Source organism: Cyanobium sp. NIVA-CYA 375, from assembly GCF_056108345.1.
On the sequence record NZ_JBSYHW010000021.1, the window covers coordinates 1 to 22,114 of the forward strand.

Sequence of the window (22,114 nt, forward strand, 5' to 3'; positions counted from 1 at the left end):
CTTTCCCATGGCGAGTCGCAGCCGCCAGGGAGGTCAACTATTTTTATGGTTACCTTGGGATTGCTCGCAATATCATGGGCACTTTTGGTGTCTAGGATGCACTTTTTTGGGAGGCCCGTGAATGTCTGCCTGGCTTCAACTATTACAAAGTGGTCCACAAAATCGTCTAAAATTCTTATTCTTAGCCTAAGCAAATCAAGCTCATTGAAAAAAATTGAGCAGTCGATAACCTTGTAATCTGGGCTGCCCGCTGGTTGATAATTTTTCAAGATGTGACCTCATTTAATCCTTTGATCTGTAATTTGCGAGTTTGACGACGCGACCGGCAACTAAGGCTGCGAAGTTATCGGGTTTGGATTGTCGAGACAAAAGTTCAGTGCTTATGCTGATAACTCTACGGGTAGTCCTATGTTGATTCCAGGCCTTCCCCAGGCGCGCCCCGAGGTTGAAGGCCTCAAGGCCTACAGCGCACCGTTGGAGGGGCGGCGGGGGATGCTGCGGCTCGATTTCAACGAAAACACGATGGGCCCAAGCCCGCAGGTGGTGGCTGCGATCCGCGCCATTCCGGCTGAGCAATACGCCATCTATCCCGAATACGACGGCCTGCGCCAGGCCGTGGTGGCAAACCTGGCCCTGCGATTGGCGCCCAGCCAGATCGGCCTGTTCAACGGGGTCGATGCGGCGATCCATGCCATCTTTCACGCCTACGGCGATCGTGGCGACACCCTGCTCACCACCAGCCCCACCTTCGGCTACTACACCCCCTGCGCCCAGATGCAGGGCATGGCGATCGAGGCCATCCCGTACCGGCTGCCGGATTTTGGCTTCCCCCTGGAGGAGCTGCGGGCGGCATTGCAGGGCTGCCCACGCATCCTGCTGATTTGCAATCCCAACAACCCCACCGGCACCCGACTTGCACCGCAGCTGATTCTGGAGTTGGCGGCTTCGGCGCCCCGCACCCTGGTGGTCGTGGATGAGCTCTATGAGGCCTTCACTGGCGACAGTGTGCTGCCTTCTGCCAATTTTGCTGCCACCCCGAATCTGCTGGTCCTGCGCTCCCTTGCCAAGACGGCCGGCCTGGCGGGTCTGCGCATCGGTTTTGCCATTGGCGCTGCGCCAGTTGTGGATCGCATCGCTCGGGTTACAGGCCCCTATGACATCAATAGTTTCGCGGTGACTGCCGCCCATGCGGCCCTGGCGGACCAGGCCTATGTAGATAGCTATGTGGCCGAAGTGCTGCGGGCCCGCACCTGGTTGGTGCAGCAGTTGCAAGGGGCTGGTGTGCGGCACCACGCTGCGGGTGGTAATTACTTGCTGATCTGGCCCGAGCGCCCGGCTGAGGAGGTGGAGCAGCGCCTGCGGCAGGCGGGCATCTTGGTGCGCTCGATGGCCACCAAACCTTTGATCGACGGCTCCTTGAGGGTGAGCCTTGGCACTACCGAGCAGATGCAGCGTTTCTGGGCTACCTATCTGCAGGCCGCTTAGCGCATCACCTCGATCACCATGCCATCGCCGAGTTTGCCCGGCAGGCTGAGCGTGCGGCCAGGGCGCTTCACCGGGGTGCCGGCCATCGCATCAAGGAAAGGTTGCAGCGTGGTTTGGTCGCAGTCTTTAGGGGTTGTTTTGCCGCTGACAAATTGCACCGGGATCACGCGGCGGGGCTGGAGCTCGCGCACCACCTCGGCGGCTTCGGCACCGGTGTACACCTTGGCGCCGCCACCCACGCCGATGATCAGTACGTCGGGGCGACCCAGCATCACCTTGTCGGCGGGGCTGAGCCGGGCCGCGGTGCCGCCGAGATGGGCGATGTCCAGGCCACCCTGCTTCCAGCGCCACAGGGTGGATTGGCCGAAGCGGCGCCCCCCAACGCGATCGTGGGGACCGGCAATGCCCTCGATGGCAAGGCCACCCACCTTGAAGGAGCCTGGATCCACCAGCATCTTGCCGCTGGCCACCGGTGCGCCCTCATCCAGTAGTCGGCTGCTGGCCAGGATCACCGTGGCACTCACCCGGGGTTCGGCCAGGCCGGCGGCGCAGGCCACGGCTTTAAAGGGGTTAACGAGCACGCTGGCACCGCCGCCACTGATCAGCAGGGCGCTGTGGCCGTAGCTGGTAATCGTGACGCCGCTGCCTGCGAGGGCTGGGCCGGATGCCAGCAATGCGGCGCCCAGACCGAGCGAACTCAAGCTGAGAGCAGCGAAGGTGGGCAGCGAGCGCATGGAGAGGCAGCAGTCGCTGTGACGCTAACCCAACTCATTTACTGGGTCTGGCTAGCTGACCTGGCGCAGAAAGTTGGCAAGCAGCGCGTGACCCTCCTGGGTGAGCACGCTTTCGGGGTGGAATTGCACCCCCTGAATGTGGGCAAAGTGGCGGTGGCGCAGGCCCATGATCGTGCCGTCGTCGAGCCAGGCGGTGATCTCGAGGCAGTCGGGCAGCGATTCGCGCTCGGCGATCAGGCTGTGATATCTGGTGGCGGTGAGGGGGTTGGGCAGACCCTCAAACACGCCTTGGTCGCTGTGGTGCACCGGCGACGTCTTGCCGTGCATCAGCTCCTTGGCCCGCACCACCTTGCCGCCGTACACCTGGGCGATCGCCTGGTGACCCAGGCACACCCCCAGGGTGGGGATGGTGGGGCTGAGCTGCTGCAGCACCTCCAGGCATACCCCCGACTGATCTGGATCGCCAGGCCCTGGTGAAATCAAGATGGCGGCTGGGGCCAGCTCTCGGATCTGCTCGAGGCTGAGGGCGTCGTTGCGCTCCACCCGCAGTTCGGCGGCAATGGGGTGCTCGGCGGCTAGCTCGCCCAGATACTGCACCAGGTTGAAGGTGAAGCTGTCGTAGTTGTCGAGAACGAGAAGCATCGCCGCGCCTGGCCTGCCCCTATTCAAAGGCCCAGCCGGGTAAGCAGGGGTGGCACGAGCAGCAGCAGGGCGATCATTAGCGACGACAGGGCCGCCACCAGCACCGCAGCGGCGGCGCAATCCTTGGCGATCCTGGCCAGGGGATGGAACTGGCGGCCGATGGCCAGATCCACCACCGCTTCGGTGGCGGTGTTGAGCAGCTCCAGCACCAGCACCGCCGCCACGGTGAGCACCAGCACCGCCAGCTGGGCCGTGGGTAGTTGCAGCCACAGCCCCAGGCCGAACACCACGGCGCCGGTGATCACGTGGATGCGGAAGTTGCGCTGGCTGGCAAAGCCGTAGGCCAGGCCTTGAGCGGCATAACGAAAACTCGCCGGCAGATCACTGGCCACCGTCCAGGCCCTGGCCCTGAGGCGGCGCCCCCTGGTCTCTGGGGTCGGTAAGGGGCGCAGATTTGTCATGGCTTAGCTGGCACCTTAATTAGCCCCATCTGGCGCGCCAGCATTGCCGCCAGGCTCGGCTCGTCGGGGTGGTCCCAGCCCAGCAGGTGCAGCAGGCCATGGCTGGCCAGAAATAGCAGCTCCTGCTCCAGGCTGTGGCAGTGGTCTGGAGCTTGGCGGTCTGCCGTTTCTACGGAGATAACGATGTCGCCCAGCTCCAGGGGCTCCGCCTCCCAGGATGCCGGCATCGGCGGGGTGCCATCGGTCGCTTCGTCCTGGGCGGCGAAGGCCAGCACGTCGGTGGGGCCTTCTTTCTGGCGCCAATCGGCATTGAGCTCGGCGATTTCGGCGTCAGCCACCAGGCTCAGCCCCAGGCTGTAGGCGGGGGCTTGCAGGCCAGCAGGGAGCTCCGGGGCCAGCTGCTGTAGCCAGGTGCTCATCAGCGACTGCCAATAAATGGCACCGGCCTGCTGCAGGGGGAGGGGCAGATCGGGATCAGCGCTAAAGGCCAGGTCGAGATCGATCGGAGCGGCCATCTCAGCCTCCGGGCAGCTGGGGGCGGCCAAGCCAGGCAATCAGCAGCAAGAAGCCGCTGAGGCCCAGGGCCGTAAGCCCGAAGTGAAACAGACTTTGGCGGCCCTTACGCACCATGTTGCGCATCGCCAACTTGACGAAGCTGGGATTTTCGCTGGGCTGGGGTTCAGTCATCGCTGCTACCTCCGGCCACGTCGACGCCCGCATGCAGCAGGCTCTGGATAAAGGGATCGAGATCGCCGTCCATGACGCCCTGAACGTCGGTGGTTTCCTGCTGGGTGCGCAAATCTTTCACCATTTGGTAGGGGTGAAATACATAGTTGCGGATCTGGTTGCCCCAGGCCGCTTCCACAATGTCGCCGCGGATGTCGGCGATTTCGGAAGCCCGCTGCTCCTGGGCAATCACCAGCAACTTGGCCATCAATAGGGCCATCGCCTTTTCCTTGTTCTGGAGTTGGGAGCGCTCCTGGGTGCAGCGCACGGCCAGGCCTGTTGGGATGTGCAGGATGCGCACGGCCGTTTCCACCTTGTTGACGTTCTGGCCGCCGGCACCGCCGGAGCGCGAGGTGGTGATCTCAAGGTCCTTGTCGGGGATGTCGAGCTTCACATCCTCCTCGATCTGGGGCATCACCTCAACTCCGGCGAAGCTCGTCTGGCGCTTGTCGTTGGCATTGAACGGCGAAATCCGCACCAGCCGGTGGGTGCCCTTTTCGTTACGCAGGTAGCCGTAGGCGTAGCGGCCCTCGATCTCAATCGTGCAGCTCTTGATTCCCGCTTCCTCCCCCTCGCTGAGCTCGTCCACGCTCACCTTCATGTCGTGGTCTTCGGCCCAGCGGGTGTACATGCGCATCAGCATCAGGGCCCAGTCCTGGGCGTCGGTGCCGCCGGCGCCGGCGTTGATACTGATCACGGCACCCTCCTTGTCGTAGGGGCCAGAGAGCAGGCGCTCCAGTTCCCAACGGTCCAGGTCGGTTTTAAGTGACTGCAGGGCTTGGTTGGATTCAGCCAGCAGCTCCTCATCCGGCTCGAGGCCGTAGAGCTCCACGGTGGCCTCCCCATCGGAGACGCTGGCCTGCCATTTCGCCAATTGCTCAAGCTGGGCCCTCACCTCATCGAGCTGGCGCATCTTGAGCTGAGCCTGCTTCTGGTCGTCCCAGAAGTCGCTTTGGGAGGCCAGCTGCTCCAGATCCTGTTGGCGAGCTTTCAGGGCCGGTACGTCAAAGACAGTCCTGGGCGTGGCCCAGGCGGTCAGTGAGCTCGGAGAGGTCACGCTTGAAGTCGGTGAGATCGAGCACCGGTGCAGCTAAATAGTTACTTGACGGTATCAGCGCTGGCCAGGGCTGTCGGTACGAGGAGGAGGGGGGAAGGGGTTTTGTTGGTTGACTAAGGCTTGGCTTAGCTAATTGATTTGGGCGCAAGGCTCCCGAGTCCACGCCCCTGGCTCGCTTCTACGATCTCCAAACACCCATAGGACCGTCGAGATGGCCGCCACCGTTGAGATCTACACCTGGCGGGCCTGTCCCTTCTGCGTGCGCGCCAAAGCCCTGCTCGACCGTAAGGGGGTGGCTTATGCCGAATTCGCCATCGATGGTGACGAGGCGGCTCGCTCGGCGATGGCGGCCAAGAGCGGTGGGCGGCGCAGCGTGCCCCAGACCTTTATCAATGGCCAGCACGTAGGCGGTTGCGACGACCTGCATGCCCTCGAGCGCTCCGGTCAGCTCGACGTTCTGCTGGCGAGCTGAGCGGTGGCATCCCAACTGTTCGTGATCGATCCGATCGCCCGGCTTAATCCAGCCAAAGATTCCAGCGTTGCCCTGATGCAGGCGGCCCAGCGAGCGGGCGAGCAGGTGTGGGTGTGCACCATCGCCGATCTTTCTGCCGCCGATGGCCCCGGGGGCCATGGCGCCTGGGCGGTGGCCCAGCCACTTGAGCCCCAGCCGGATGGCGCAGCCAGTTGGTATGGCCTGGGCGATCCCCAGCTGCGGCCCCTCACCGCCTTCCCGCGGGTGTGGATGCGCAAGGACCCACCCGTGGATGAGGCCTACCTCTATGCCACCCACCTGCTGGATTTGGCGGAGCGCCAGGGGGTGCGGGTGCTCAACCGGCCCGCTTCGCTGCGGGCCTGGAACGAAAAACTCAGTTCCCTGCGTTGGAGCCAGCTAATGGCACCAACCCTGGTGGCTAGTCGGGTGACGGCGCTGGCCGCTTTCACCGCCGAGCATGGTGAGGTGGTGCTCAAGCCCCTGGGGGGTCGAGCTGGCCAGGGGGTGGTATTTGCTTCTGCAGCAACGCCAGGCTTGCGGGCCCTGCTGGAGCTGGTGACCGGCCAGGAGCAGCTGCCGGTGATGGTGCAGGCCTTTTTGCCAGGAGTGAGTGCTGGAGATAAGCGCATCCTGCTGGTGGATGGCGAGCCCCTGGGCGCTGTGAATCGCATCCCCGCCGGTGGCGAGTTCCGCAGCAACCTGGCCGTGGGCGGTGCCCCGGAGGTCACTGAGCTCACTGCAGTTGAAAGAGCCATCTGCGCCGAGCTGGCGCCCGCGTTGCGGGCTGAAGGTTTGTTTTTTGTGGGCATCGATGTGATCGATGGCCGCCTCAGCGAGATCAATGTGACCAGCCCCACCGGCGTGCGCGAGGTGGAGCGGCTGGCCGGGATTCCGCTGGCGGATCAGACGATGGCGCGGCTGCTGGCTGCTTGATGGTCGGTGGCGCAGCTGAGCTGCTGCTGCAGTACGCCCAGCTTCAGGGCCACCTCCTGCAGCTCCCGCTCCACTGTTGAACCCCTCACTAGGCCAGCACCGGCGGTGAGCTCGAGCCGGTCGCCTCGCAGGGTGCCGCTGCGGATCGCCACCCGCAGGTCGGCGTCGCCGGCGCTGTCGATCCAGCCGATTGGGGCGGCGTAGTGGCCGCGCTCGAAGGGCTCCAGGCTGCGCAGCCAGGCCATCGCCTCGCGACGCGGCAGGCCGGCTACGGCGGGGGTGGGATGGAGGGCGGCGGCGATGCTCAGGGCCTGATGCTGGCCCAGGGCCGCCGTGATCGGGGTGTGTAGGTGCACCAGTTGGCCGTGGCGGGCCAGGCGTGGATGGCGCGGTCGCCGCGGGTTGAGGCCCGCTCTGGCGAGCACGGCGGTAATCGTGTCCACCACCAGCTCATGCTCATGGCGATCTTTGCAGGAGTGCAGCAGCCCTGCGGCCTGCTCTCCAGCTGGGGCGGTGCCCGCTAGGGCATCACTGCGCAGTTGCCCCTGACGCACCGTGAGCAACCGTTCGGGGGAGGCGCCGATCAGGGCAGTTCCATGGGCTTGCTGCCACAGAAAGCGGCAGCTGCCGCTCTGGTGGCGCCGTAGGGGGGCCAGCAGGGCCAGTGGATGGGGCGCGGCCTCAAGCTGCAGCTCCTGGCGCACGGCCAGCACCACTTTTTCCAGCTCGCCCCGCTCCACCCGCTCCAGGCCCCGCTCAACAGCGGAGCGGTAGCTCTCCTGCCATGGCGAACTGCGGCGGATGGCGATGCGACTGACAGCCCTCGGCTCCAGCCCGTCTTGCTGTTGCACCAGGCGCTCCAGCCGGCGAGCTTGCTCCCACAGCTCTTCGGCTAGCTGCCGCGGTGTTACGCCGCCGCCGAGGCTGCGCTGCAGCCGCAGCCAGCAGTGCTGGCCCTGGCGGCTCAGCTGCCAGCGCGGCAGCACGGCCTGTACGCCAGGGATGGCGGTAGGTCCCGGCTGCAGGGGCGCTTCAAAGAAGCCGAAGGCCAGCAGCACTCGCGGCCGGGCCAGGGGCGGGCCGCTCTCCGGGGTGGCTAGGCGGCTGAGGCAGGCGCTGGCAAACCGCTGGGCCAGCTCAAAGCGACGTGGCCCACTGAGCTCGAGGCTGTTGGTGCGTCCGGCGGCGGCAATGCAGAGCCCCGGTGCCCCATCCCAGAGGAAGCGGAAGCTGTCGCCGCCTGAAGCCAGGGCTTCAGCCTCGGGCTCCAGATGGGGTAGCAGCAGCATCGGGTCGCCGCCGGCCAGGGGCAGGGCCAGGCTGAGGACGCCCTCCTCCTCCAGCTGGCGCGCCCGCTCGTTGGCGGCGGCCAGCAAACTGGTGAATGAATCACCCGTTGAATCGGTGAAGGAAGAAGGGGCCTGCACCAGGAAGGGCCGGGGCCGCGACGAAGAGCTGCTCAAATGTATGGGCCCTGCAGTGGCTGCCGCCTGCGGCCCCCATGACTGAGCCCAAGGTCGTCGCAAGCCGTTACGCCAATTCCGTTGATCGCCGCCGGCTGTGGCAGGCGGCGATCAAGTGGCCGATGTACGCGGTGGCGGTGATGCCGGTGCTTCTGGCCGCCGGCTGGCGCTTCGGCCGGGCGGAGCCGGTGCGTCTCGACCAGTTGCTGCTGTTTCTGTTGGCGGCGGTGCTGCTGCTGGCCTGGGAAAACCTGGCCAACGATGTTTTTGATGCCGACACCGGCGTAGATGCCAACGGCAAGCCCCATTCCGTGGTGAACCTCACCGGCCGGCGCGATCGGGTGGCCGGGCTGGCCAACGGCTGCCTGCTGCTGGGCCTGGCTCTGATGGCGCTGGTGGCCTGGTGCAGCAGCCCGGCGGTGCTGGCCTTGGTGCTGGCCTGCTGCGGCCTGGGCTACCTGTACCAGGGGCCGCCGTTTCGGCTGGGCTATCGGGGCCTGGGTGAGCCCCTCTGTTGGCTCGCTTTCGGCCCCTTGGCCACCGCCGCCGGCCTGCTGGCCCTGGCACCCGCGGGGGCCAGCGGGGTGCCCTGGCGCATCGCCCTGGCCCTTGGCAGTGGCCCGGCCCTCGCCACCGCCCTGGTGCTGTTCTGCTCCCATTTCCACCAGGTTGATGAGGACGCCGCCCATGGCAAGCGCTCGCCGGTGGTGCATCTGGGTACGGAGGCTGCCTCGGGGCTGGTGCCCTGGTTTGTGGCCGGCTGTTTGGGCCTGCAGTGGGCGCCGGTGCTGCTGGGCCAGTGGCCGCTCACGGCCCTGCTCGGCGTGATCGGCCTGCCGCCGGCCCGTCAGCTGATCGCCCTGTTGCAGCGCCACCATGGCGAGCCTGGGCGGATCAGCGGCAGCAAATTTCTGGCCCTGCGCTTTCAGGCGCTCAACGGTTTGGGTTTGGCCCTGGGCCTGGCCCTGGGGCGCTTCACAGGATGAGCCAGGGGGGCCTGCTGCAGTTGCGGTGGCGGCCCTTCGGCTTCGCCCTGCCCCAGCCCCTGGTTACGGCTGCAGGCACCGTGCAGCAGCGGCGCGGCTGGCTGCTGCGCTTGCAGAGCCCCGAGGGCGATCTGGGCTGGGGCGAGGCTGCGCCCCTCGCTGGCCAGCTGGAGCCATTGGCGGCGGCCCTCGCTGCTTTAGATGGCAGCTACGGGGCAGCCGAACTCGAGAGGTTGCTGCAGGCGGGCCAGTTGCCCCCAACCCTTGCCTTTGCCCTCGGGGCTGCCCTGGCCGAGCTGGCCGGCTTGCCGCAGCGCCGCTGGCTGCCGCCGCCCCCTGCGGCGCGGCTGCTGCCGCCAGGACCAGCCGCCATTGAGGTTTTGGACCAGCTGGAACCCGAGCTGGGGCCGGCTCCGGTGTTCAAGTGGAAGCTGGCCGTTTGCGCCGATGGCTTGGAGCGCGAGCTGCTGGAGCAGCTGCTGCAGCGCCTGCCAGCAACCGCCCGCCTGCGCCTTGATGCCAATGGCGGCTGGAGCCGGGCCACGGCGGCGGCCTGGGCCGGGCGTTTGGCGGGAGAGCCGCGGCTGCAGTGGCTGGAGCAGCCCCTGGCCCCGGCCGACCAGGCGGGCCTGGAGGCCTTGGCGGCCCAGGTGCCCGTGGCTCTAGATGAATCGTTGCAGTGCGACCCTGGCCTGCGCTGCAGTTGGCCGGGCTGGCAGGTGCGCCGCCCCAGCCAGGAGGGGGACCCTCGAGAGCTGCTGGCGGCCCTGGAGCGGGGCAGGCCGCGGCTGATGCTCAGCACAGCCTTTGAAACCGGCATCGGCCGGCGCTGGCTCGAGCATCTAGCTGCCCTGCAGGCCGAAGGCCCCACACCGGCGGCACCGGGCTTGGCGCCGGGCTGGCAAGCCCCCGGGGCACTAGCCAGCGCCGATCCGGCAGCGGTGTGGACTGCTGCAGGCCAGCCCGCCGCAGGCTAGCCGCAATGACGCCCGAGCAATTGCAAAAGCTCTGGGATGCCGGCCGCCTGGCGGCCTTGGCGGGCCCGGCTGCCAGCGACCAGCAGGCTTTAGCGGCGGCGATCGGGCCCGATGGCCTTGGCCCCCTGCAGGAGCGTTGGGGGCCAGGGGTGGTGCTGGGTAGTGGCGGCAGCACGGGCGGTCGCCGCTGGTGCCTGCAGCCCCTGGCCCACCTGCAGGCTTCGGCGGGAGCCACTGGCCGCTGGCTGGAGGGGTTGGGCCTAGAGCCTGCGGCTTGCCTGCAGCTCAACCCCCTGCCGTTGCACCACGTCAGTGGCTTGCTGCCCTGGGTGCGGGCCCAGCACTGGGGCGCCGGCCACCAGCGCCTCGATCCGGCCTGGATGCGCGATCCGGCTCGGTTGGCTGCGGCTGCCCCGCTGGATCCAGACCGCCCGGCCTTGCTTTCCCTGGTGCCCACCCAGCTGCAGCGGCTGCTGGCTGCTGCCGAGGGCGTGGCCTGGCTGCAGCGTTTGGCATTGATTTGGGTGGGTGGGGCGCCGCTGCCACCGGCGCTGGCGGAGCGGGCCAGGCTGGCCGGGTTGCGGCTCGCCCCTTGCTACGGGGCCACGGAAACGGCGGCGATGGTGTGTGCCCTGGCGCCGGAGGCTTTCCTGGCGGGCGCGGCGGGTTGCGGCGTCCCCTTGGCAGATGTGCAGCTGCGGCTTGGCGCGGAGCAGGCCGTTGAGGTGCGCTGCGAGCGGCTCAGCCCGGGCTGGCTGGAGGCTGGCCGGCTCCAGCCCCTGCCGCGCACGGCCGATGGCTGGTGGCGCAGTGGCGACGCTGGCCGGCTGGGCCCAGCGGGGCTGGAGCTACTGGGACGCCTTGATGGGGCCATTCACAGCGGCGGTGAAACTGTTTTCCCCGAGCTGCTGGAGCAGCGGCTAACGCAGCTGGCCCAGGCCTCCGGCTTGCCACTGCAGGCCCTATTGCTGTTGCCAATCGATGATCCCGATTGGGGCCAGCGCCTGGTGGCCCTAGTGCGGCCCAGCTCGCCCCAGCAGGGTTGGCAGGAGCTGCAGTTGGCGTTGCAGCTGCTTTGTGATTCCTGGGCGCCGGCCGAGCGCCCGTGCCGGTGGCTGCACTGCCCCGAGCTGGCGCCAGCGGAGCTGGGCAAATGGCAACGAAATCGTTGGCGGGCCTGGGTTGATCAGCTAAAAGCTGTTCAGGTCGTCTCTCCTGCGTCAGTCGATGTCGAGCCTGTCTGAGAGCGAGATCAGCAACAAGAAGCTGGCGGCGGGTCTCACCGGAATTTTTCTGGGCGCCTTTGGGGTGCACAAATTCATCCTGGGGTACACCAAGCCGGCTGTGATCATGTTGGTGTTGTCGCTGCTGACCTGCGGGGTTGGTTATTTTATTTTTCAAGTAAGCGGCATTGTTGAGGGCGTTATTTATTTGACGAAATCAAATGCTGAATTTGAAGCTGAGTATTTAGATGGCCAAAAAGATTGGTTCTGAAGCCTTATCCCAGGCTCCGGTTTTATTGCTGTTGGCTGGGGCGGGTGCCCTGAGTTTTGGTATTGCTGAAGCGATCCCCCACGACGGCCTGCATCCGCTGGCGCTGATGGCGGCCCTGTTGCCCCTGCAGTTGGCGGCTCTGCTTTACGTGTTTAGCCGGCCCTAAAGGGGCTGGATGCCCTGGCCCAGGCTCGATGCTTCCAGCCAGCGCTGCACCCCAGCTGGCAGCGGGCAGCGCCGGCGGCTGGCCGTCTCGATCGCCAGGTGCCTGGTTAGTGCCTTGGCTGCGGCCCGCTCGCCGCTGCGGAAGTTGTAGTGCACCTCGAAGCTGCCGGAATCCAGGCGCCGGGGTTCCAGCTGGATTGCTAAGGGGTCGCCGCAGGCAAGGGGAGCGAGGAAGTCGGCGCTGCAATGCACGAGCGGCAGGGCAATAGGTGGTATCTGCCCCGGGGTGGGAAAGATTTCAGCGGCAGGCAGGCCATAGCTCTCCAGGCTTTCTTCGTAAGCTTCGTGACACCAGCGCAGCAGCTGGTGGAAATGCATCACCCCGGCGGCGTCCGTGTCCCCGAAGCGCACGGTGCGGCAGAGCAGCAGCCAGCTGCTGGAATCAGCGATCAACCGACCCCATGATCACGTCGATGGAGCCCAGGATGGCCATGATGTCGGCCACCTTGGCCCCCTTGAGAATGTGGGGCAGGATTTGTAGGTTGTTGAAGTCGGCGGCGCGGATCTTGAAGCGCCAGGGAGTGACATCATTGTTGCCCTGCAGGTACACCCCGATTTCGCCCTTGCCAGATTCCAGGCGGGTGTAGAGCTCACCCTGGGGAATCTTGAAGGTGGGGGCCACTTTCTTGGCCACGTATTGATAATCAAAGCCGGAAAACTCACTGCCCTTGCCCTCTGCCATGCGGCGGGCTTCCAGATGCTCGGTGGCTCCACCGGGAATCATGGCGCAGGCCTGGCGCAGGATCTTCAGCGATTCGCGCATTTCCTTGACGCGCACCCGGTAGCGGGCGTAGCAGTCGCCCTCCTGTTCGCAGACCACGTCCCAGTCGAAGTCGTCGTAGCACTCGTAGTGATCCACCTTACGCAGGTCCCAGGGCACGCCCGAGGCGCGCAACATTGGGCCCGAGAGGCTCCAGTTGATCGCCATCTCGCGGCTGATCACGCCCAGCCCTTCGATGCGGCGGCGGAAAATCGGGTTGTTGGTAATTAGCTTTTCGTATTCGTCGATCTTGGGACCAAACCAGTCGCAGAAGTCGAGGCACTTCTCCAGCCAGCCGTAGGGCAGGTCTGCGGCTACACCACCGATGCGGAAATAGTTGTTGTTGATCAGTCGCTGGCCGGTGGCCGCTTCCCAGAGGTCGTAGATCATCTCCCGCTCGCGGAAAATGTAGAAAAATGGCGTTTGTGCGCCCACATCGGCCAGGAAGGGGCCAAGCCAGAGCAGGTGGTTGGCGATGCGGTTGAGCTCCAGCATCAGCACGCGGATGTAGCTGGCCCGCTTGGGCACGGGCACATCGGCCAGCCGCTCCGGGGCGTTGACCACAATCGCCTCGTAAAACATGCCAGCCGCATAGTCCATGCGGCTCACGTAGGGCACAAACATCACGTTCGTGCGGTTTTCGGCAATCTTCTCCATGCCGCGGTGCAGGTAGCCGATTACCGGCTCGCAATCGACCACGTCCTCGCCATCGAGGGTCACCACCAGCCGCAACACCCCGTGCATCGAGGGGTGGTGGGGGCCGAAGTTGACCACCATCGGCTCCGTGCGCGTCTCCAGCTGCGTCATGGGGCCGTGGGGTTAAGCGCTTTGCAGAGATCTTAGGAAGGAAGGGCCCGCCAGACGATCCGTGCCGGCGAAGATCGCAGCAGCGCCCCCGGATACGGCTCCTAAACTTGTTGGGGCAGTGTTGAATCCGCGCTAACCATGGGTCAGCACCAGCCAGCGCCTTTGCGAAAAATGGCGGCACCGGCAGCGGCAGCCCTCTCGCGCTGGCTGCTGGCTCCACACCAGCTCCGGGCAGCCCGGCAGCGCCAGCTGCTCATCGACAGCCTCACGGCAGTGCTGCCCACCGGGGAGGAGAGCAGCCAGGTGGGGTTGGCGATCCTGCAGGGCGCCCGGGCCCTCAGCATGGCCGATGGCGATTTCGACCAGGAGGAGTGGGAGCTTTTTTACTTCTGCCTCAAGAGCCTGCGCCTCAGCGATGCCCAGCGCCAGAGCGCGGATCTGCATGGCTCACCCGATCCCAAGCGGATCGCCGCCAGCCTTGCGGCCATCTCAGACCCCAGCCAGCAGCTAGCGATTGCCCGCTGCTACTGCCTGTTTGCGGCGGCGGATGGCCAGGGAACAGCGGCGGAACTCGGTCTGTTGCAGACCCTGCTGCAGGTGCTTGGTCACCCCGAACTGGAACGGGAGCTGCCCGATCTCTGCCGCCGCTTTTGCCCTGCGCCCAGCTGGTGGGGTCGCTTTCGCCATGGCTTGGGCCAGCGGCTCGCCCGCTGGGCTTCTCCCCACCGCCGCCGCCGCTGAGTGGCCATGGCTGATCCCGCCGCCAACTTCGCCGATTACGTCCCTGCCGAGCCTGCTGTGGCGGTGTTGGCCGACCTGGGGTGAGCTCCCAAAGCTCCCGTTACAGAGGGCCTCCGCTTCCCGTCCATGTTCTGCATCACCTCAAAGCAGGGTTTGTGGTCCTTCTGGGCGGTTTTGATGCTTGGGTTGGCCTCCCAACAAGGCCCTGAATATGCATTTTCTGCATATTCAGGGCGCTGAACCGGTTGCAGATTGCCAATGGCTCGGCGAGCCCTGGGCCATCCGAGGGAAGGGCACGGGCGGGGGCGATGGCAGTCAAAAGTTCACCAGCGGCTGAATTTGGTTCAGCTCGTCGGCGAGTTCGGCGCTGGCTTGACAGTAATGATGCGTGGCGCCTGGATCAGGGCAACTCCAGCCAGCCGCGTAGGGCCAGATCCAGATCCACCAGCACATCGGGCTCCAGCTGCCCCACCACCTCTCCCACGGCAGCGAGCGGCACGGTGAAGAGCTTGTCGGCCATTAGCTGGGAGGGTTTGCGCAGGCCATTGCGCGGCGAAGGATCCACGGCGATCCGAACCAGGGGTGCCTGCCTGATGGTGCTGGTGAGCGGGCAGAGGGTGACGCTGGGATGGGCTTGCAGCCAGCGATCCGCCTGAACCACCACCGCGGGCCGAGGCTTACCGGAATAGGCGCCGGGGCTGGCCACGGTCACCACCGTGCCGCGGCGCAGAGCGGTTGGGGTCATGCGGTCCAGTCGTTCCAGTCGGGTACCTGCTCACTCCAATGGGGCGGCTCCTGCTGGCAGAGGTGCTCCGATTGGCGGCGGGCTTCGGAAGCGTCGCCGTGGCGGCTCAGATATTGGCTGATGGCGTCGCGGATGCAGGCGCTGCGGGTCTTGCCCAGCTGCTGGGCCAGCTGATCCAGCCGCCGTTCCAGTTCAGGCTCTACGCGCACACCAAGCGCCATCGCCTCACCTGTTCAACATTTTGTTCAACGCTAACTTGGTTGGGTGTCGGCCGTCGAGCCCCCCTTAAGAACTTTGGCCAAGAAAGGGAAACAAGATCCGGGCATGAGCTGGATAGGCAGGTCATGGCCGCCAGACGGTGGCTTGCCTGATGCCAGCCTGTCCGGATGCTTTGCTGTCGTGCCCATTGCCGGCTCCTTCCCAGTTGCAACAGACCTTCAGCCACCAACCCGTGCTGGCCGAGGCGGTGCTGGCGGGCTTTGCTTGCCTGCCAGCAGGCCTGCTGATCGACTGCACCCTCGGCGGCGGCGGCCATAGCGAGCTGCTGCTGCAGGCCAATCCCGGCTTGCGACTTGTGGGGCTGGACCAGGACCCAAGCGCCCGTGCCGCCGCCGCCGAGCGCCTCGCCCCATTTGGCGATCGGGTCACAATCGTGGCCGCCAACTTCGCCGATTACATCCCTGCGGAGCCGGCCGTAGCGGTGCTGGCTGATCTGGGGGTGAGCAGTCCCCAGCTGGATGTGGCGGCCCGGGGCTTCAGCTTCCGGCTCGAGGGGCCGTTGGATATGCGCATGAACCCCGAGCGCGGCCAAACGGCTGGGGAGCTGCTTGATAGTGCCGGCGAGAGCGAGCTGGCAGATCTGATCTATGGCTACGGCGAGGAGCGATTGTCGCGGCGGATTGCCCGGCGGATCAAGGAGCAGGGGCCCTGGGGGAATGCCGAACAGCCGCGCCATACCGCCGAGCTGGCCTACCTGGTGGCCGGTTGCTATCCACCGGCGGCGCGCCGCGGCCGCATCCATCCAGCCACACGCACCTTTCAGGCCCTGCGCATTGCCGTAAACGATGAGTTGGGGGTGTTGGACAAGCTGTTGCACAACGCCTCCAACTGGCTGGAGCCAGGCGGGCTGCTGGCTGTGATCAGCTTCCACTCCCTTGAAGATCGGCGGGTGAAAACGGCCTTTCTGGCCGACGCTCGGCTGGAGCGGGTAACGCGCAAGGCGATTAAGGCCAGCCCCGAGGAGGCCGAAGCCAATCCGCGCAGCCGTAGCGCCCGGCTGCGGGTGGCACAGCGGCGCAGTGAGTAGCTGGAGGATGACTAGATGCTATGTAAGGACGTCTGAGGAATTCAATTTGCCCATGGAAGAGAAACAAGCAAATTCGCTGGCGCTTGCCACATTCGTGATTGGATCCGTTATGGGGGGCGCACTCAATTCTACTCTTATGGGCAGTATTCAGTATGAAGCAGGTATTAACGAGATTTACCACTGCGCGCGAAGCTATCAATCCCAGGCGCTCTCGATAGATCAGCTCGAAAGATGCCGCGTAATTGCTCGCAAGCTGCGCGACCCTGATAGGTAACCTATTGAATCTATTATTGATTTAAAACACTTTTATTTGCTTGTCCGATTGTGCTTCCATGATTCTCTTCTTAGCCAAAGCCCTGCAAGATAGTTAGCAAAGCAGCCGACCAAGGCTCCAGCTGCTACATCGGTTGGGTAATGGGCGCCGCTGCTGATTCTTGTGAATCCGCAGCCAATCGCCATCCCCAGTGCGGGCCATCGCAGGGTTGGGAAGATTGTTATCAAGGCGAGACTTCCACCAAAAGCAACTGCGGCATGTGAGCTCGGCAGTCCTAGTCCACTTGTTGACCAGGCTCGTTCGGAGAAGGCCCGGAATACATAAACTTCTTGATCAATCGGACGCTCTCTGCGAATAATCAGCTTCAAAAATTCTGCAATAAGCCCTCCTAGGCCGGCGCTAAGACAGATCGATATGGCAGCCATTTTTAATGATACGCTTCCTCTCTCAACCCTAAGTCTTAAAGGAGATGCAGAATCTGACCGGGGAAATGCCAGTGCTATCGAAATTGAAATCAATAACCATGTCCACATACTTCCACCAATCCTGAGAAGATAGTAAACGTCTCCTTTTAAGGCCCAGGCATTCGATTTAAAGAAGGATAGGATCTTGAAATCGCCAACCGCTATGATAATTCCAACCAACAAGCAGGAGAATAGTATTTTTCTTATGGCTGCGTCTTGGTTGCCCATTTATTTAGATTTATCTGTTTTGATCCAATCACTTTTTAGGACTGAAAGATTGGTAGGCCTCCCTTTGGAATAATTAAATCCGCTATATGTTCCCAGGATGAATACATTGCTAATGGGCGAAAGTTGTTCTCTCGTTTTATCGACGTCTTTTGATTCAACTATTAAAATGGATGATGGATGTTTTGCGGCATGCTGCATTATCCCATCAAGATCAGTCAATGTTGTGTCTGTGCCCAGATTGAAGACCAAGCTAGGCTCGTGGTATGAGGCAGCGGCGACGGGCAATGTGCCAAAATTGTTGGAGTCAATAATTGATTTAATTTGTTCTGCTGGCCAAACATTATTTAGGTTTGGCAGAAAAGCTTCAAAAATAAGCCCAAAAACAACGACTGCAGATAGGGCCGAAGCATATAGCTGTCTTTTGGGGGTCTTGATTTTCCCTAATGCCAATATGCTGAAGATGCAAGTCAGAGCTATTAGGAGTGCGGCAATGGTTATGCTACCGCTAGCCCAAATGCTTAGTAGGGGTATGCCAATAGCGAGAGCTAAGCCCGAAGCTATCCAGGCAAACATCCCAATCCTTTGTGGCCATTTAGATAGCCTAAGCAAAGGACCATCTTGCAGTCGATCGGGTTGAATGATGCCAATCCCTGCCAAAAGGCATAGAGGTGGGATTAGAGGTAATACATAGTGAGGCAGCTTTGTGGGTACTAATTCAAATATAATCCAAGCTGGCACGAGCCAACCGCACAGGAATTGTGTTGTACGGCTAAGGGCTTCTGAAGATCTCCGTAGTCCTGCCCAAGCCTTGGGAAGCAATAGCCAGGAAGCAGGCCAGAGCAAAAATGGTGTGATTAACAGATATGTTCCTGGTGGGGCACCATGGCTTTCCTGCCCACTGACAATTTTGCTAAAAAAATCCTGGTGGATAGAATCTTGTACAAATTGCCCATCGCTAAGTGCCTGAATGCTGAAAAGCCATGGGGTAATTAATATTAAAGGGACTAGTAGCCAGGGCCATGGTTGTATTTTTACTAAGGTTGAGATGCTGCGATCTTTCCAGCAGATCCATGCCAAGGTGAGTGAGGCAAGAACGGGTGCGACCGGCCCTTTGATCAATAATGCGACACCGAGACCGAGCCAAAAGAATATGCGTGCGCGTAGAAGCTCATGAACCTTAGGCATGCAATAAATCTGTGCGAGGCCGGCCTGCATGGCAACTATGGCAGCCAGTTGCATTGCATCAGTTTTTGCAAGATGAGCCTCAACTACGATTAAAAGGCTGCATGCCAGTAGAACTGCGGCGCAAAATGACTGGAGATTGCCGACTATTTTTCTAAATCCCAAATAGAGAAACAAAACAGCGCTTGTTGCTCCAATTGTGGAGGGCAATCGATAGGGGCTGCGCTCAGTGGGGGCTATTCCTATTTGTTTGGCCATTCTGCTGGCAGTTGCTTGCAGCCAGTAAATGCCCACAGGTTTTTTGTATCGTGGTTTGTCTTGAAAGCGAATATCGACTACGTTTCCAGTCGCCACCATTTGCTTTGTTGCTTGCATGTATCGGGATTCATCTCGATCCGTGGCTGGTAGGCTTGAGATGCCTGGAAGGTATAGAAATAAACACAGTAAAACCAGTATTAATGTAGCGGTAATATCATTAGCCTGGATCTTGACTCTGATCCAGTTGTGAACTTTTTGGAATAAAATCTTCATTTATATTGCCGGCTCATTGGCCTCGGTCAGCATGATTGGGTGTGGGAGCGAAAACCAACGCCCCTGCTATTCCTATTGCTGCGCCTATGCAAATATCGCTTAGGAAATGTGATAGGCTGTTTATTCTCTGAAATGATGCAAGTATTGCAAGGACTATGAATACTGATCTGCCTCTTGGGTAAAACCAGCAGAGTGAAACTGCAAGTCCTGCCGCTACTGCCGCATGCCCTGAGGGAAAGCTCATTAGGGCAGATCTGCTAACGGAATCCGGTTTGAGTAATTCTTGCCCGAAAGTGTCGAGAAAGCTGGTTCGTAGATTAAGCAGTGCCGAATGGGGCCTTACGCGATTTATCTTTAGCTTTAGAAGGTCAACTATTAATCCTCCAAGGTAACTTCCGGCGATTAGTTGGCAGGCAATTAATCGGTCCCTCTTTTTACACCAGTTGAGTTGCTTTATCGCTAGAGCCGCAATGAGAATCATTGCTGCACCAGTGCCGTGGCCTCCTATTTCTGCAAGGCGGAGGATATTGCTAATCTCTTTCGGTAGCGGGTGTGTTGAGGTAAGCAGGGCAATCGGTACGTCAATCGTGAATGCCAAAAGCCCAACGCATACCAGCAGAATGGCGAGTTTTGCTGCTCGTTGACGCAGAAGTGATGAATTAAAGGGGGGTGCCTGAGGACCTATTATTAGGTAATTAAGATATTTTACTTGTGCTTTTAGACTGCTGGCAATCGGAGGCACAGATAAATCTATAGCTAAGTCTTATTGTGGTCGCAAGGGTTTTGTCGGGATTGTGCTGTTGAGCACAACGGGCCTCTTTTTGCCGAACCTTAAGGTCGCCCTAAATTTGAGGGCTCGATGCACTCTTGTTGAATTTTTAAATGTTAGCCGATCAGGCCGGTGCGGTCTTCGGCGCCAAACAGCTGGCGGAAGGCGGCGGTGGAGATGCACAGCACCAGGGGCACCACCACCAGCAGGCCGCCGTAGCTGAACAGGGCGCCGATGGTGTGGATCACGCCCTCGACGATTCCGAGCCACAGCACCAGCCACCAGCTGGGATTCACTCCGTTCACGCCAGAGCCAATGGTGTTGGTGGGATTATTTGTGCCCAGCAGCGACACCTGCACCAGGAACTTCTGGGTGACCAGCAGCCAGATGTAGAAGATCGCCACCACGATCATGGGGAGCACGCTTAGGGCCTCGTTGAGCTTGCCCAGGCCTGCTCCGAGCAGGGTGCCGATCGCACCGGCCACGGCTATGACGATCGCCAGCAGGATGCCTGAACTAAGCAGGCGGGCGCTGGCGGGACGGTCCCAGCGGGTGAAGTCGGCGAAGCAGGGCTTGCGGCCCTCCAGGCTCAGCCAGGCGCCACGGGTCAGGCCAACCACGGTCCACAGGGCCACGATCACATAGCCGATCAAGCCCACGATCAGGGCGGCCCAGGCGCCGGTGGGGTGCACAGCCATCACTTCATCAAAATTGGCTAGGCGAGCTCCACCCACGGCGGCCAGGGCGGCGAAGGGCAGCAGGATCAGGGCGGAGAGGGCCTCAAACAGCAAAAAAGCCCAGGGGGCGCGGCAAAAAGCAGCCCAGCCCTCTTCCACGGCCTGGAGCACGTGCAGTCGGCTTTCGCTGGAGGGTGTGAGGGCCATGATCAAGGGCAGATGGGCCGGACAGTAGCTATGAAGACAGCAGGGCGCATCCCAGTTGTGAAGCTTTGAACGGTGCCGCTGGCCTGTGCCCTCAGCGCAGCTCCCGCACCGCTGCCGCGACCGTTTCTATGGCCAGGGCGATCTCGGTATCGCTGCTGCCACGCCCCAGCCCGAAGCGGATCGAGGCGGCCGCCTGCTGACGGCTGCGGCCCAGGGCGGCCAGCACGTGGGAGGGGGAGCCCTGGCTGCAGGCCGAGCCGCTGCTCACGGCGAGCCGCTGGCGCAGCAGCCGGTGCAGGCGCGTGCCATCCACCCCATGCACCGTTACGTTCAGGTTGTGGGCCAAACGGGGTGCGCCAGTGCCGTTGAGCTCGATGCCGCCCAGGGCTTCCAGCCCGACCCAGAGCTGGTCCCGCAGGTCCCCCAGCCGCCCGGCCCGCTCCTCCCGATCAGCCTCAGCCCCCAGCAGCGCTTGGCCCAGCCCCACCACCAGGGGCACGGGCAGGGTGCCGGCCCGGCGGCCGTCCTGCTGGCCGCCACCATGGAGCTGGGCAGCCAGCTGGAGCCCCGGGCGCACCAGCAGGGCTCCTATCCCCTTGGGTCCATAAAACTTGTGGCCACTGAGGCTGAGCAGGTCGATGCCCAGTTCGTCGATGGCAAGCGGGATGTGGCCGGCGGCCTGGGCCGCGTCCACGTGCAGCAGCACTCCCCGCTGCCGGCAGAGGGCGGCGATGGCGGCCAGGGGCTGGAGCACGCCGATTTCATTGTTGGCGGCCATCACGCTCAGCAGCAGCACGTCGTCGCCGAGGGCGGCCGCCAGCTGGGCCAGATCCACCAGGCCATCGGCCTGGATGGGCACCAGGCTCACCGGAAACCCATGGCGCCCCAGGTAGGCCAGGGGGTCGAGCACGGCACGGTGTTCGCTCACCAGGCTCACCAGCCGCCGCCGGGGGTTGCCAGCTGCCAGGGCCGCTTCGCACACCCCCTTGAGGGCCAGGTTGTTGGCTTCGGTGGCGCCGCTGGTGAAGATCACGGTTTCGGCGCTGCTGCCCAGCACTCGGGCCAGCTGGCCCCGGGCCCGCTCTACGGCGGCGGCAGCTTCTAGGGCCGGGCGATAAAGACGGTTGGCTGGGTTGGCGCAGTGCTCGCTCCACCAGGGCGCCATCGCCGCCACCACCGCCGGAGCGCAGGGAGTGGTGGCGTGGTGGTCGAGGTAGGCGAGCATGGGGTGCTTGCAGGCTTCCATGTTGCCAACCAGAACCCTATTGCTGGTGGCCCTTGCAGCAGTGCTGGCGCCACCCAGCTGGGCTGAGGGCGGCGGGGTGCGGCCCGAGGATGCCCGGCCGCCAGGACTGCTGCTGCTGCAGGAGCGCCCCGGCCTGGGCGGCAAGCAGGCGATTGGCGTTTATGGGGCCGTGGCTGATGCCAAGGTTCCCGGGCTGTGGCGCATCAAGCTTTGGGATGAGCAGCCCAACGACGTCAAGGTGCGCAGCGAAACGATCCGCTGCACTCCTTCAGCGCCGATTCGGGTTACCAGCGATGGCGCCAACCTTTACATACGCGAGCTGAACCCCGGCGGAGAGATCACGACCGCCAATCGCATCGATCATTTGGTGTGGTGGGCCACCTGCTTCCCCGAGCAGGCGGGCAAGGATCCAGCTGGCCTGGGGCCCCTGGCCCGCCTGCTCGGCTACAGCGGCAGCTTGCGGGAATCCGAGCAGATCGTGCCTGGACGCTTCCGCTGAGC

The 22,114-nt window shown here is 63.1% G+C and carries 28 protein-coding genes; 11 read left to right on the forward strand and 17 right to left on the reverse strand.

Features of this window, described 5'->3' with window-relative positions:
- On the reverse strand, nucleotides 1–269 hold a 269-nt coding region (locus AC01FP_RS07375), incomplete at its 3' end, for a hypothetical protein (RefSeq protein WP_474479223.1).
- Between the two features lie 139 nt (nucleotides 270–408).
- Here AC01FP_RS07375 and AC01FP_RS07380 point away from each other — a divergent pair.
- Nucleotides 409–1,485: a pyridoxal phosphate-dependent aminotransferase gene (locus AC01FP_RS07380; RefSeq protein ID WP_474479225.1), complete on the forward strand. Its 1,077-nt coding sequence runs from the start codon at nucleotides 409–411 to the stop codon at nucleotides 1,483–1,485.
- Here AC01FP_RS07380 and AC01FP_RS07385 read toward each other — a convergent pair.
- The 6 genes from AC01FP_RS07385 to prfB all read right to left on the reverse strand — a co-directional run bounded on the left by AC01FP_RS07385 (nucleotide 1,482) and on the right by prfB (nucleotide 5,130).
- The gene (locus AC01FP_RS07385) at nucleotides 1,482–2,219 is read right to left on the reverse strand and encodes an MBL fold metallo-hydrolase (protein ID WP_474479226.1); all 738 of its coding nucleotides are present in this window, start codon (nucleotides 2,217–2,219) and stop codon (nucleotides 1,482–1,484) included. The genes AC01FP_RS07380 and AC01FP_RS07385 overlap by 4 nt on opposite strands.
- Nucleotides 2,220–2,270: 51 nt before the next feature.
- Nucleotides 2,271–2,861 (reverse strand): anthranilate synthase component II, encoded by a 591-nt coding sequence (locus AC01FP_RS07390; RefSeq protein ID WP_474479228.1) that lies wholly within the window; start codon nucleotides 2,859–2,861, stop codon nucleotides 2,271–2,273.
- A gap of 23 nt (nucleotides 2,862–2,884) precedes the next feature.
- On the reverse strand, nucleotides 2,885–3,322 hold the full coding sequence (locus AC01FP_RS07395; RefSeq protein WP_474479229.1) for a diacylglycerol kinase family protein: 438 nt from the start codon (nucleotides 3,320–3,322) through the stop codon (nucleotides 2,885–2,887).
- Nucleotides 3,319–3,837, reverse strand: coding sequence for an rRNA maturation RNase YbeY (gene ybeY / locus AC01FP_RS07400; RefSeq protein WP_474479289.1), 519 nt, complete (start codon nucleotides 3,835–3,837; stop codon nucleotides 3,319–3,321). The genes AC01FP_RS07395 and ybeY overlap by 4 nt, the downstream gene beginning before the upstream one ends.
- Before the next feature lies 1 nt (nucleotide 3,838).
- Entirely contained in the window at nucleotides 3,839–4,009 is a 171-nt protein-coding gene (locus tag AC01FP_RS07405; RefSeq protein WP_474479230.1) for a DUF3285 domain-containing protein, read from the reverse strand.
- A protein-coding gene (gene prfB / locus AC01FP_RS07410; RefSeq protein ID WP_474479231.1) for a peptide chain release factor 2 occupies nucleotides 4,002–5,130 on the reverse strand; the annotation gives its coding sequence in 2 pieces (ribosomal slippage) (nucleotides 4,002–5,054 and nucleotides 5,056–5,130; 1,128 coding nt in all). Before prfB ends, AC01FP_RS07405 begins: the two co-directional genes overlap by 8 nt.
- A 186-nt stretch (nucleotides 5,131–5,316) precedes the next feature.
- On the opposite strand from prfB, the gene grxC reads away from it, so the two are divergent.
- Together grxC and gshB are read left to right on the forward strand one after the other, a co-directional pair.
- The gene (gene grxC, locus AC01FP_RS07415; protein WP_254935526.1) at nucleotides 5,317–5,577 is read left to right on the forward strand and encodes a glutaredoxin 3; all 261 of its coding nucleotides are present in this window, start codon (nucleotides 5,317–5,319) and stop codon (nucleotides 5,575–5,577) included.
- 3 nt (nucleotides 5,578–5,580) lie between these two features.
- On the forward strand, nucleotides 5,581–6,531 hold the full coding sequence (gene gshB, locus AC01FP_RS07420) for a glutathione synthase (RefSeq protein WP_474479233.1): 951 nt from the start codon (nucleotides 5,581–5,583) through the stop codon (nucleotides 6,529–6,531).
- On the opposite strand, the gene AC01FP_RS07425 is transcribed toward gshB, so the two are convergent.
- On the reverse strand, nucleotides 6,501–7,961 hold the full coding sequence (locus AC01FP_RS07425) for an isochorismate synthase (protein ID WP_474479290.1): 1,461 nt from the start codon (nucleotides 7,959–7,961) through the stop codon (nucleotides 6,501–6,503). The genes gshB and AC01FP_RS07425 overlap by 31 nt on opposite strands.
- A gap of 71 nt (nucleotides 7,962–8,032) precedes the next feature.
- Here AC01FP_RS07425 and menA point away from each other — a divergent pair, with 71 nt between their 5' ends.
- The 5 genes from menA to AC01FP_RS07450 are packed head-to-tail and all read left to right on the forward strand — an operon-like array spanning nucleotide 8,033 to nucleotide 11,617.
- The gene (gene menA / locus AC01FP_RS07430; protein WP_474479235.1) at nucleotides 8,033–8,980 is read left to right on the forward strand and encodes a 2-carboxy-1,4-naphthoquinone phytyltransferase; all 948 of its coding nucleotides are present in this window, start codon (nucleotides 8,033–8,035) and stop codon (nucleotides 8,978–8,980) included.
- Entirely contained in the window at nucleotides 8,977–9,957 is a 981-nt protein-coding gene (gene menC, locus AC01FP_RS07435) for an o-succinylbenzoate synthase (RefSeq protein WP_474479237.1), read from the forward strand. The genes menA and menC overlap by 4 nt, the downstream gene beginning before the upstream one ends.
- 5 nt (nucleotides 9,958–9,962) lie before the next feature.
- Nucleotides 9,963–11,201, forward strand: coding sequence for an AMP-binding protein (locus tag AC01FP_RS07440; RefSeq protein ID WP_474479239.1), 1,239 nt, complete (start codon nucleotides 9,963–9,965; stop codon nucleotides 11,199–11,201).
- Complete coding sequence (locus tag AC01FP_RS07445) at nucleotides 11,185–11,451, forward strand: TM2 domain-containing protein (RefSeq protein WP_474479240.1); 267 nt, start codon at nucleotides 11,185–11,187, stop codon at nucleotides 11,449–11,451. Before AC01FP_RS07440 ends, AC01FP_RS07445 begins: the two co-directional genes overlap by 17 nt.
- A 31-nt stretch (nucleotides 11,452–11,482) precedes the next feature.
- Nucleotides 11,483–11,617 carry a hypothetical protein gene (locus AC01FP_RS07450; protein WP_474479242.1) on the forward strand — a complete coding sequence of 45 codons (135 nt, stop codon included), beginning with the start codon at nucleotides 11,483–11,485 and terminating at the stop codon, nucleotides 11,615–11,617.
- Here the strand turns inward: AC01FP_RS07450 and AC01FP_RS07455 are convergent.
- Together AC01FP_RS07455 and AC01FP_RS07460 are read right to left on the reverse strand one after the other, a co-directional pair.
- Nucleotides 11,614–12,069 (reverse strand): acyl-CoA thioesterase, encoded by a 456-nt coding sequence (locus tag AC01FP_RS07455; protein ID WP_474479243.1) that lies wholly within the window; start codon nucleotides 12,067–12,069, stop codon nucleotides 11,614–11,616. The two genes, AC01FP_RS07450 and AC01FP_RS07455, sit on opposite strands and share 4 nt — an antisense overlap.
- Complete coding sequence (locus AC01FP_RS07460; RefSeq protein ID WP_474479245.1) at nucleotides 12,059–13,243, reverse strand: NAD(P)H-quinone oxidoreductase subunit H; 1,185 nt, start codon at nucleotides 13,241–13,243, stop codon at nucleotides 12,059–12,061. Before AC01FP_RS07460 ends, AC01FP_RS07455 begins: the two co-directional genes overlap by 11 nt.
- 171 nt (nucleotides 13,244–13,414) lie before the next feature.
- Here AC01FP_RS07460 and AC01FP_RS07465 point away from each other — a divergent pair, with 171 nt between their 5' ends.
- Nucleotides 13,415–13,984 carry a hypothetical protein gene (locus AC01FP_RS07465; protein WP_474479246.1) on the forward strand — a complete coding sequence of 190 codons (570 nt, stop codon included), beginning with the start codon at nucleotides 13,415–13,417 and terminating at the stop codon, nucleotides 13,982–13,984.
- A 400-nt stretch (nucleotides 13,985–14,384) separates the two neighbouring features.
- On the opposite strand, the gene AC01FP_RS07470 is transcribed toward AC01FP_RS07465, so the two are convergent.
- Nucleotides 14,385–14,729, reverse strand: a complete 345-nt coding sequence (locus AC01FP_RS07470) for a type II toxin-antitoxin system PemK/MazF family toxin (protein WP_474479248.1) — start codon at nucleotides 14,727–14,729, stop codon at nucleotides 14,385–14,387.
- Nucleotides 14,726–14,950, reverse strand: a complete 225-nt coding sequence (locus tag AC01FP_RS07475; protein WP_474479249.1) for a ribbon-helix-helix protein, CopG family — start codon at nucleotides 14,948–14,950, stop codon at nucleotides 14,726–14,728. Before AC01FP_RS07475 ends, AC01FP_RS07470 begins: the two co-directional genes overlap by 4 nt.
- A gap of 203 nt (nucleotides 14,951–15,153) precedes the next feature.
- On the opposite strand from AC01FP_RS07475, the gene rsmH reads away from it, so the two are divergent.
- Complete coding sequence (gene rsmH, locus AC01FP_RS07480; RefSeq protein WP_474479250.1) at nucleotides 15,154–16,035, forward strand: 16S rRNA (cytosine(1402)-N(4))-methyltransferase RsmH; 882 nt, start codon at nucleotides 15,154–15,156, stop codon at nucleotides 16,033–16,035.
- A 306-nt stretch (nucleotides 16,036–16,341) separates the two neighbouring features.
- Here the strand turns inward: rsmH and AC01FP_RS07485 are convergent, their stop codons facing one another.
- The 5 genes from AC01FP_RS07485 to AC01FP_RS07505 form a co-directional block, all read right to left on the reverse strand.
- Nucleotides 16,342–17,001: a phosphatase PAP2 family protein gene (locus AC01FP_RS07485; RefSeq protein ID WP_474479252.1), complete on the reverse strand. Its 660-nt coding sequence runs from the start codon at nucleotides 16,999–17,001 to the stop codon at nucleotides 16,342–16,344.
- Nucleotides 17,002–18,714 carry an ArnT family glycosyltransferase gene (locus AC01FP_RS07490; protein WP_474479254.1) on the reverse strand — a complete coding sequence of 571 codons (1,713 nt, stop codon included), beginning with the start codon at nucleotides 18,712–18,714 and terminating at the stop codon, nucleotides 17,002–17,004. It lies immediately after the preceding gene.
- A 13-nt stretch (nucleotides 18,715–18,727) separates the two neighbouring features.
- On the reverse strand, nucleotides 18,728–19,456 hold the full coding sequence (locus tag AC01FP_RS07495) for a phosphatase PAP2 family protein (protein WP_474479256.1): 729 nt from the start codon (nucleotides 19,454–19,456) through the stop codon (nucleotides 18,728–18,730).
- A 143-nt stretch (nucleotides 19,457–19,599) separates the two neighbouring features.
- Complete coding sequence (locus AC01FP_RS07500) at nucleotides 19,600–20,367, reverse strand: hypothetical protein (RefSeq protein ID WP_474479257.1); 768 nt, start codon at nucleotides 20,365–20,367, stop codon at nucleotides 19,600–19,602.
- 91 nt (nucleotides 20,368–20,458) lie between these two features.
- Nucleotides 20,459–21,613 (reverse strand): cysteine desulfurase family protein, encoded by a 1,155-nt coding sequence (locus AC01FP_RS07505; protein WP_474479259.1) that lies wholly within the window; start codon nucleotides 21,611–21,613, stop codon nucleotides 20,459–20,461.
- On the opposite strand from AC01FP_RS07505, the gene AC01FP_RS07510 reads away from it, so the two are divergent.
- On the forward strand, nucleotides 21,612–22,112 hold the full coding sequence (locus AC01FP_RS07510; protein ID WP_474479260.1) for a hypothetical protein: 501 nt from the start codon (nucleotides 21,612–21,614) through the stop codon (nucleotides 22,110–22,112). The two genes, AC01FP_RS07505 and AC01FP_RS07510, sit on opposite strands and share 2 nt — an antisense overlap.
- The last annotated feature ends 2 nt before the right edge of the window (nucleotides 22,113–22,114 follow it).

Coding starts and splice junctions, on each gene's coding strand:
- AC01FP_RS07490 (WP_474479254.1), bottom strand. CDS start 18,714: ATGAAGATTTTATTCCAAAAAGTTCACAACTGGATCAGAGTCAAGATC.
- grxC (WP_254935526.1), top strand. CDS start 5,317: ATGGCCGCCACCGTTGAGATCTACACCTGGCGGGCCTGTCCCTTCTGC.
- AC01FP_RS07395 (WP_474479229.1), bottom strand. CDS start 3,322: ATGACAAATCTGCGCCCCTTACCGACCCCAGAGACCAGGGGGCGCCGC.
- ybeY (WP_474479289.1), bottom strand. CDS start 3,837: ATGGCCGCTCCGATCGATCTCGACCTGGCCTTTAGCGCTGATCCCGAT.
- AC01FP_RS07440 (WP_474479239.1), top strand. CDS start 9,963: ATGACGCCCGAGCAATTGCAAAAGCTCTGGGATGCCGGCCGCCTGGCG.
- AC01FP_RS07475 (WP_474479249.1), bottom strand. CDS start 14,950: ATGGCGCTTGGTGTGCGCGTAGAGCCTGAACTGGAACGGCGGCTGGAT.
- menC (WP_474479237.1), top strand. CDS start 8,977: ATGAGCCAGGGGGGCCTGCTGCAGTTGCGGTGGCGGCCCTTCGGCTTC.
- AC01FP_RS07390 (WP_474479228.1), bottom strand. CDS start 2,861: ATGCTTCTCGTTCTCGACAACTACGACAGCTTCACCTTCAACCTGGTG.
- AC01FP_RS07380 (WP_474479225.1), top strand. CDS start 409: ATGTTGATTCCAGGCCTTCCCCAGGCGCGCCCCGAGGTTGAAGGCCTC.
- AC01FP_RS07500 (WP_474479257.1), bottom strand. CDS start 20,367: ATGGCCCTCACACCCTCCAGCGAAAGCCGACTGCACGTGCTCCAGGCC.
- AC01FP_RS07485 (WP_474479252.1), bottom strand. CDS start 17,001: ATGGGCAACCAAGACGCAGCCATAAGAAAAATACTATTCTCCTGCTTG.
- AC01FP_RS07445 (WP_474479240.1), top strand. CDS start 11,185: ATGTCGAGCCTGTCTGAGAGCGAGATCAGCAACAAGAAGCTGGCGGCG.
- AC01FP_RS07460 (WP_474479245.1), bottom strand. CDS start 13,243: ATGACGCAGCTGGAGACGCGCACGGAGCCGATGGTGGTCAACTTCGGC.
- AC01FP_RS07505 (WP_474479259.1), bottom strand. CDS start 21,613: ATGGAAGCCTGCAAGCACCCCATGCTCGCCTACCTCGACCACCACGCC.
- AC01FP_RS07405 (WP_474479230.1), bottom strand. CDS start 4,009: ATGACTGAACCCCAGCCCAGCGAAAATCCCAGCTTCGTCAAGTTGGCG.
- menA (WP_474479235.1), top strand. CDS start 8,033: ATGACTGAGCCCAAGGTCGTCGCAAGCCGTTACGCCAATTCCGTTGAT.
- AC01FP_RS07385 (WP_474479226.1), bottom strand. CDS start 2,219: ATGCGCTCGCTGCCCACCTTCGCTGCTCTCAGCTTGAGTTCGCTCGGT.
- AC01FP_RS07470 (WP_474479248.1), bottom strand. CDS start 14,729: ATGACCCCAACCGCTCTGCGCCGCGGCACGGTGGTGACCGTGGCCAGC.
- AC01FP_RS07465 (WP_474479246.1), top strand. CDS start 13,415: ATGGCGGCACCGGCAGCGGCAGCCCTCTCGCGCTGGCTGCTGGCTCCA.
- AC01FP_RS07510 (WP_474479260.1), top strand. CDS start 21,612: ATGTTGCCAACCAGAACCCTATTGCTGGTGGCCCTTGCAGCAGTGCTG.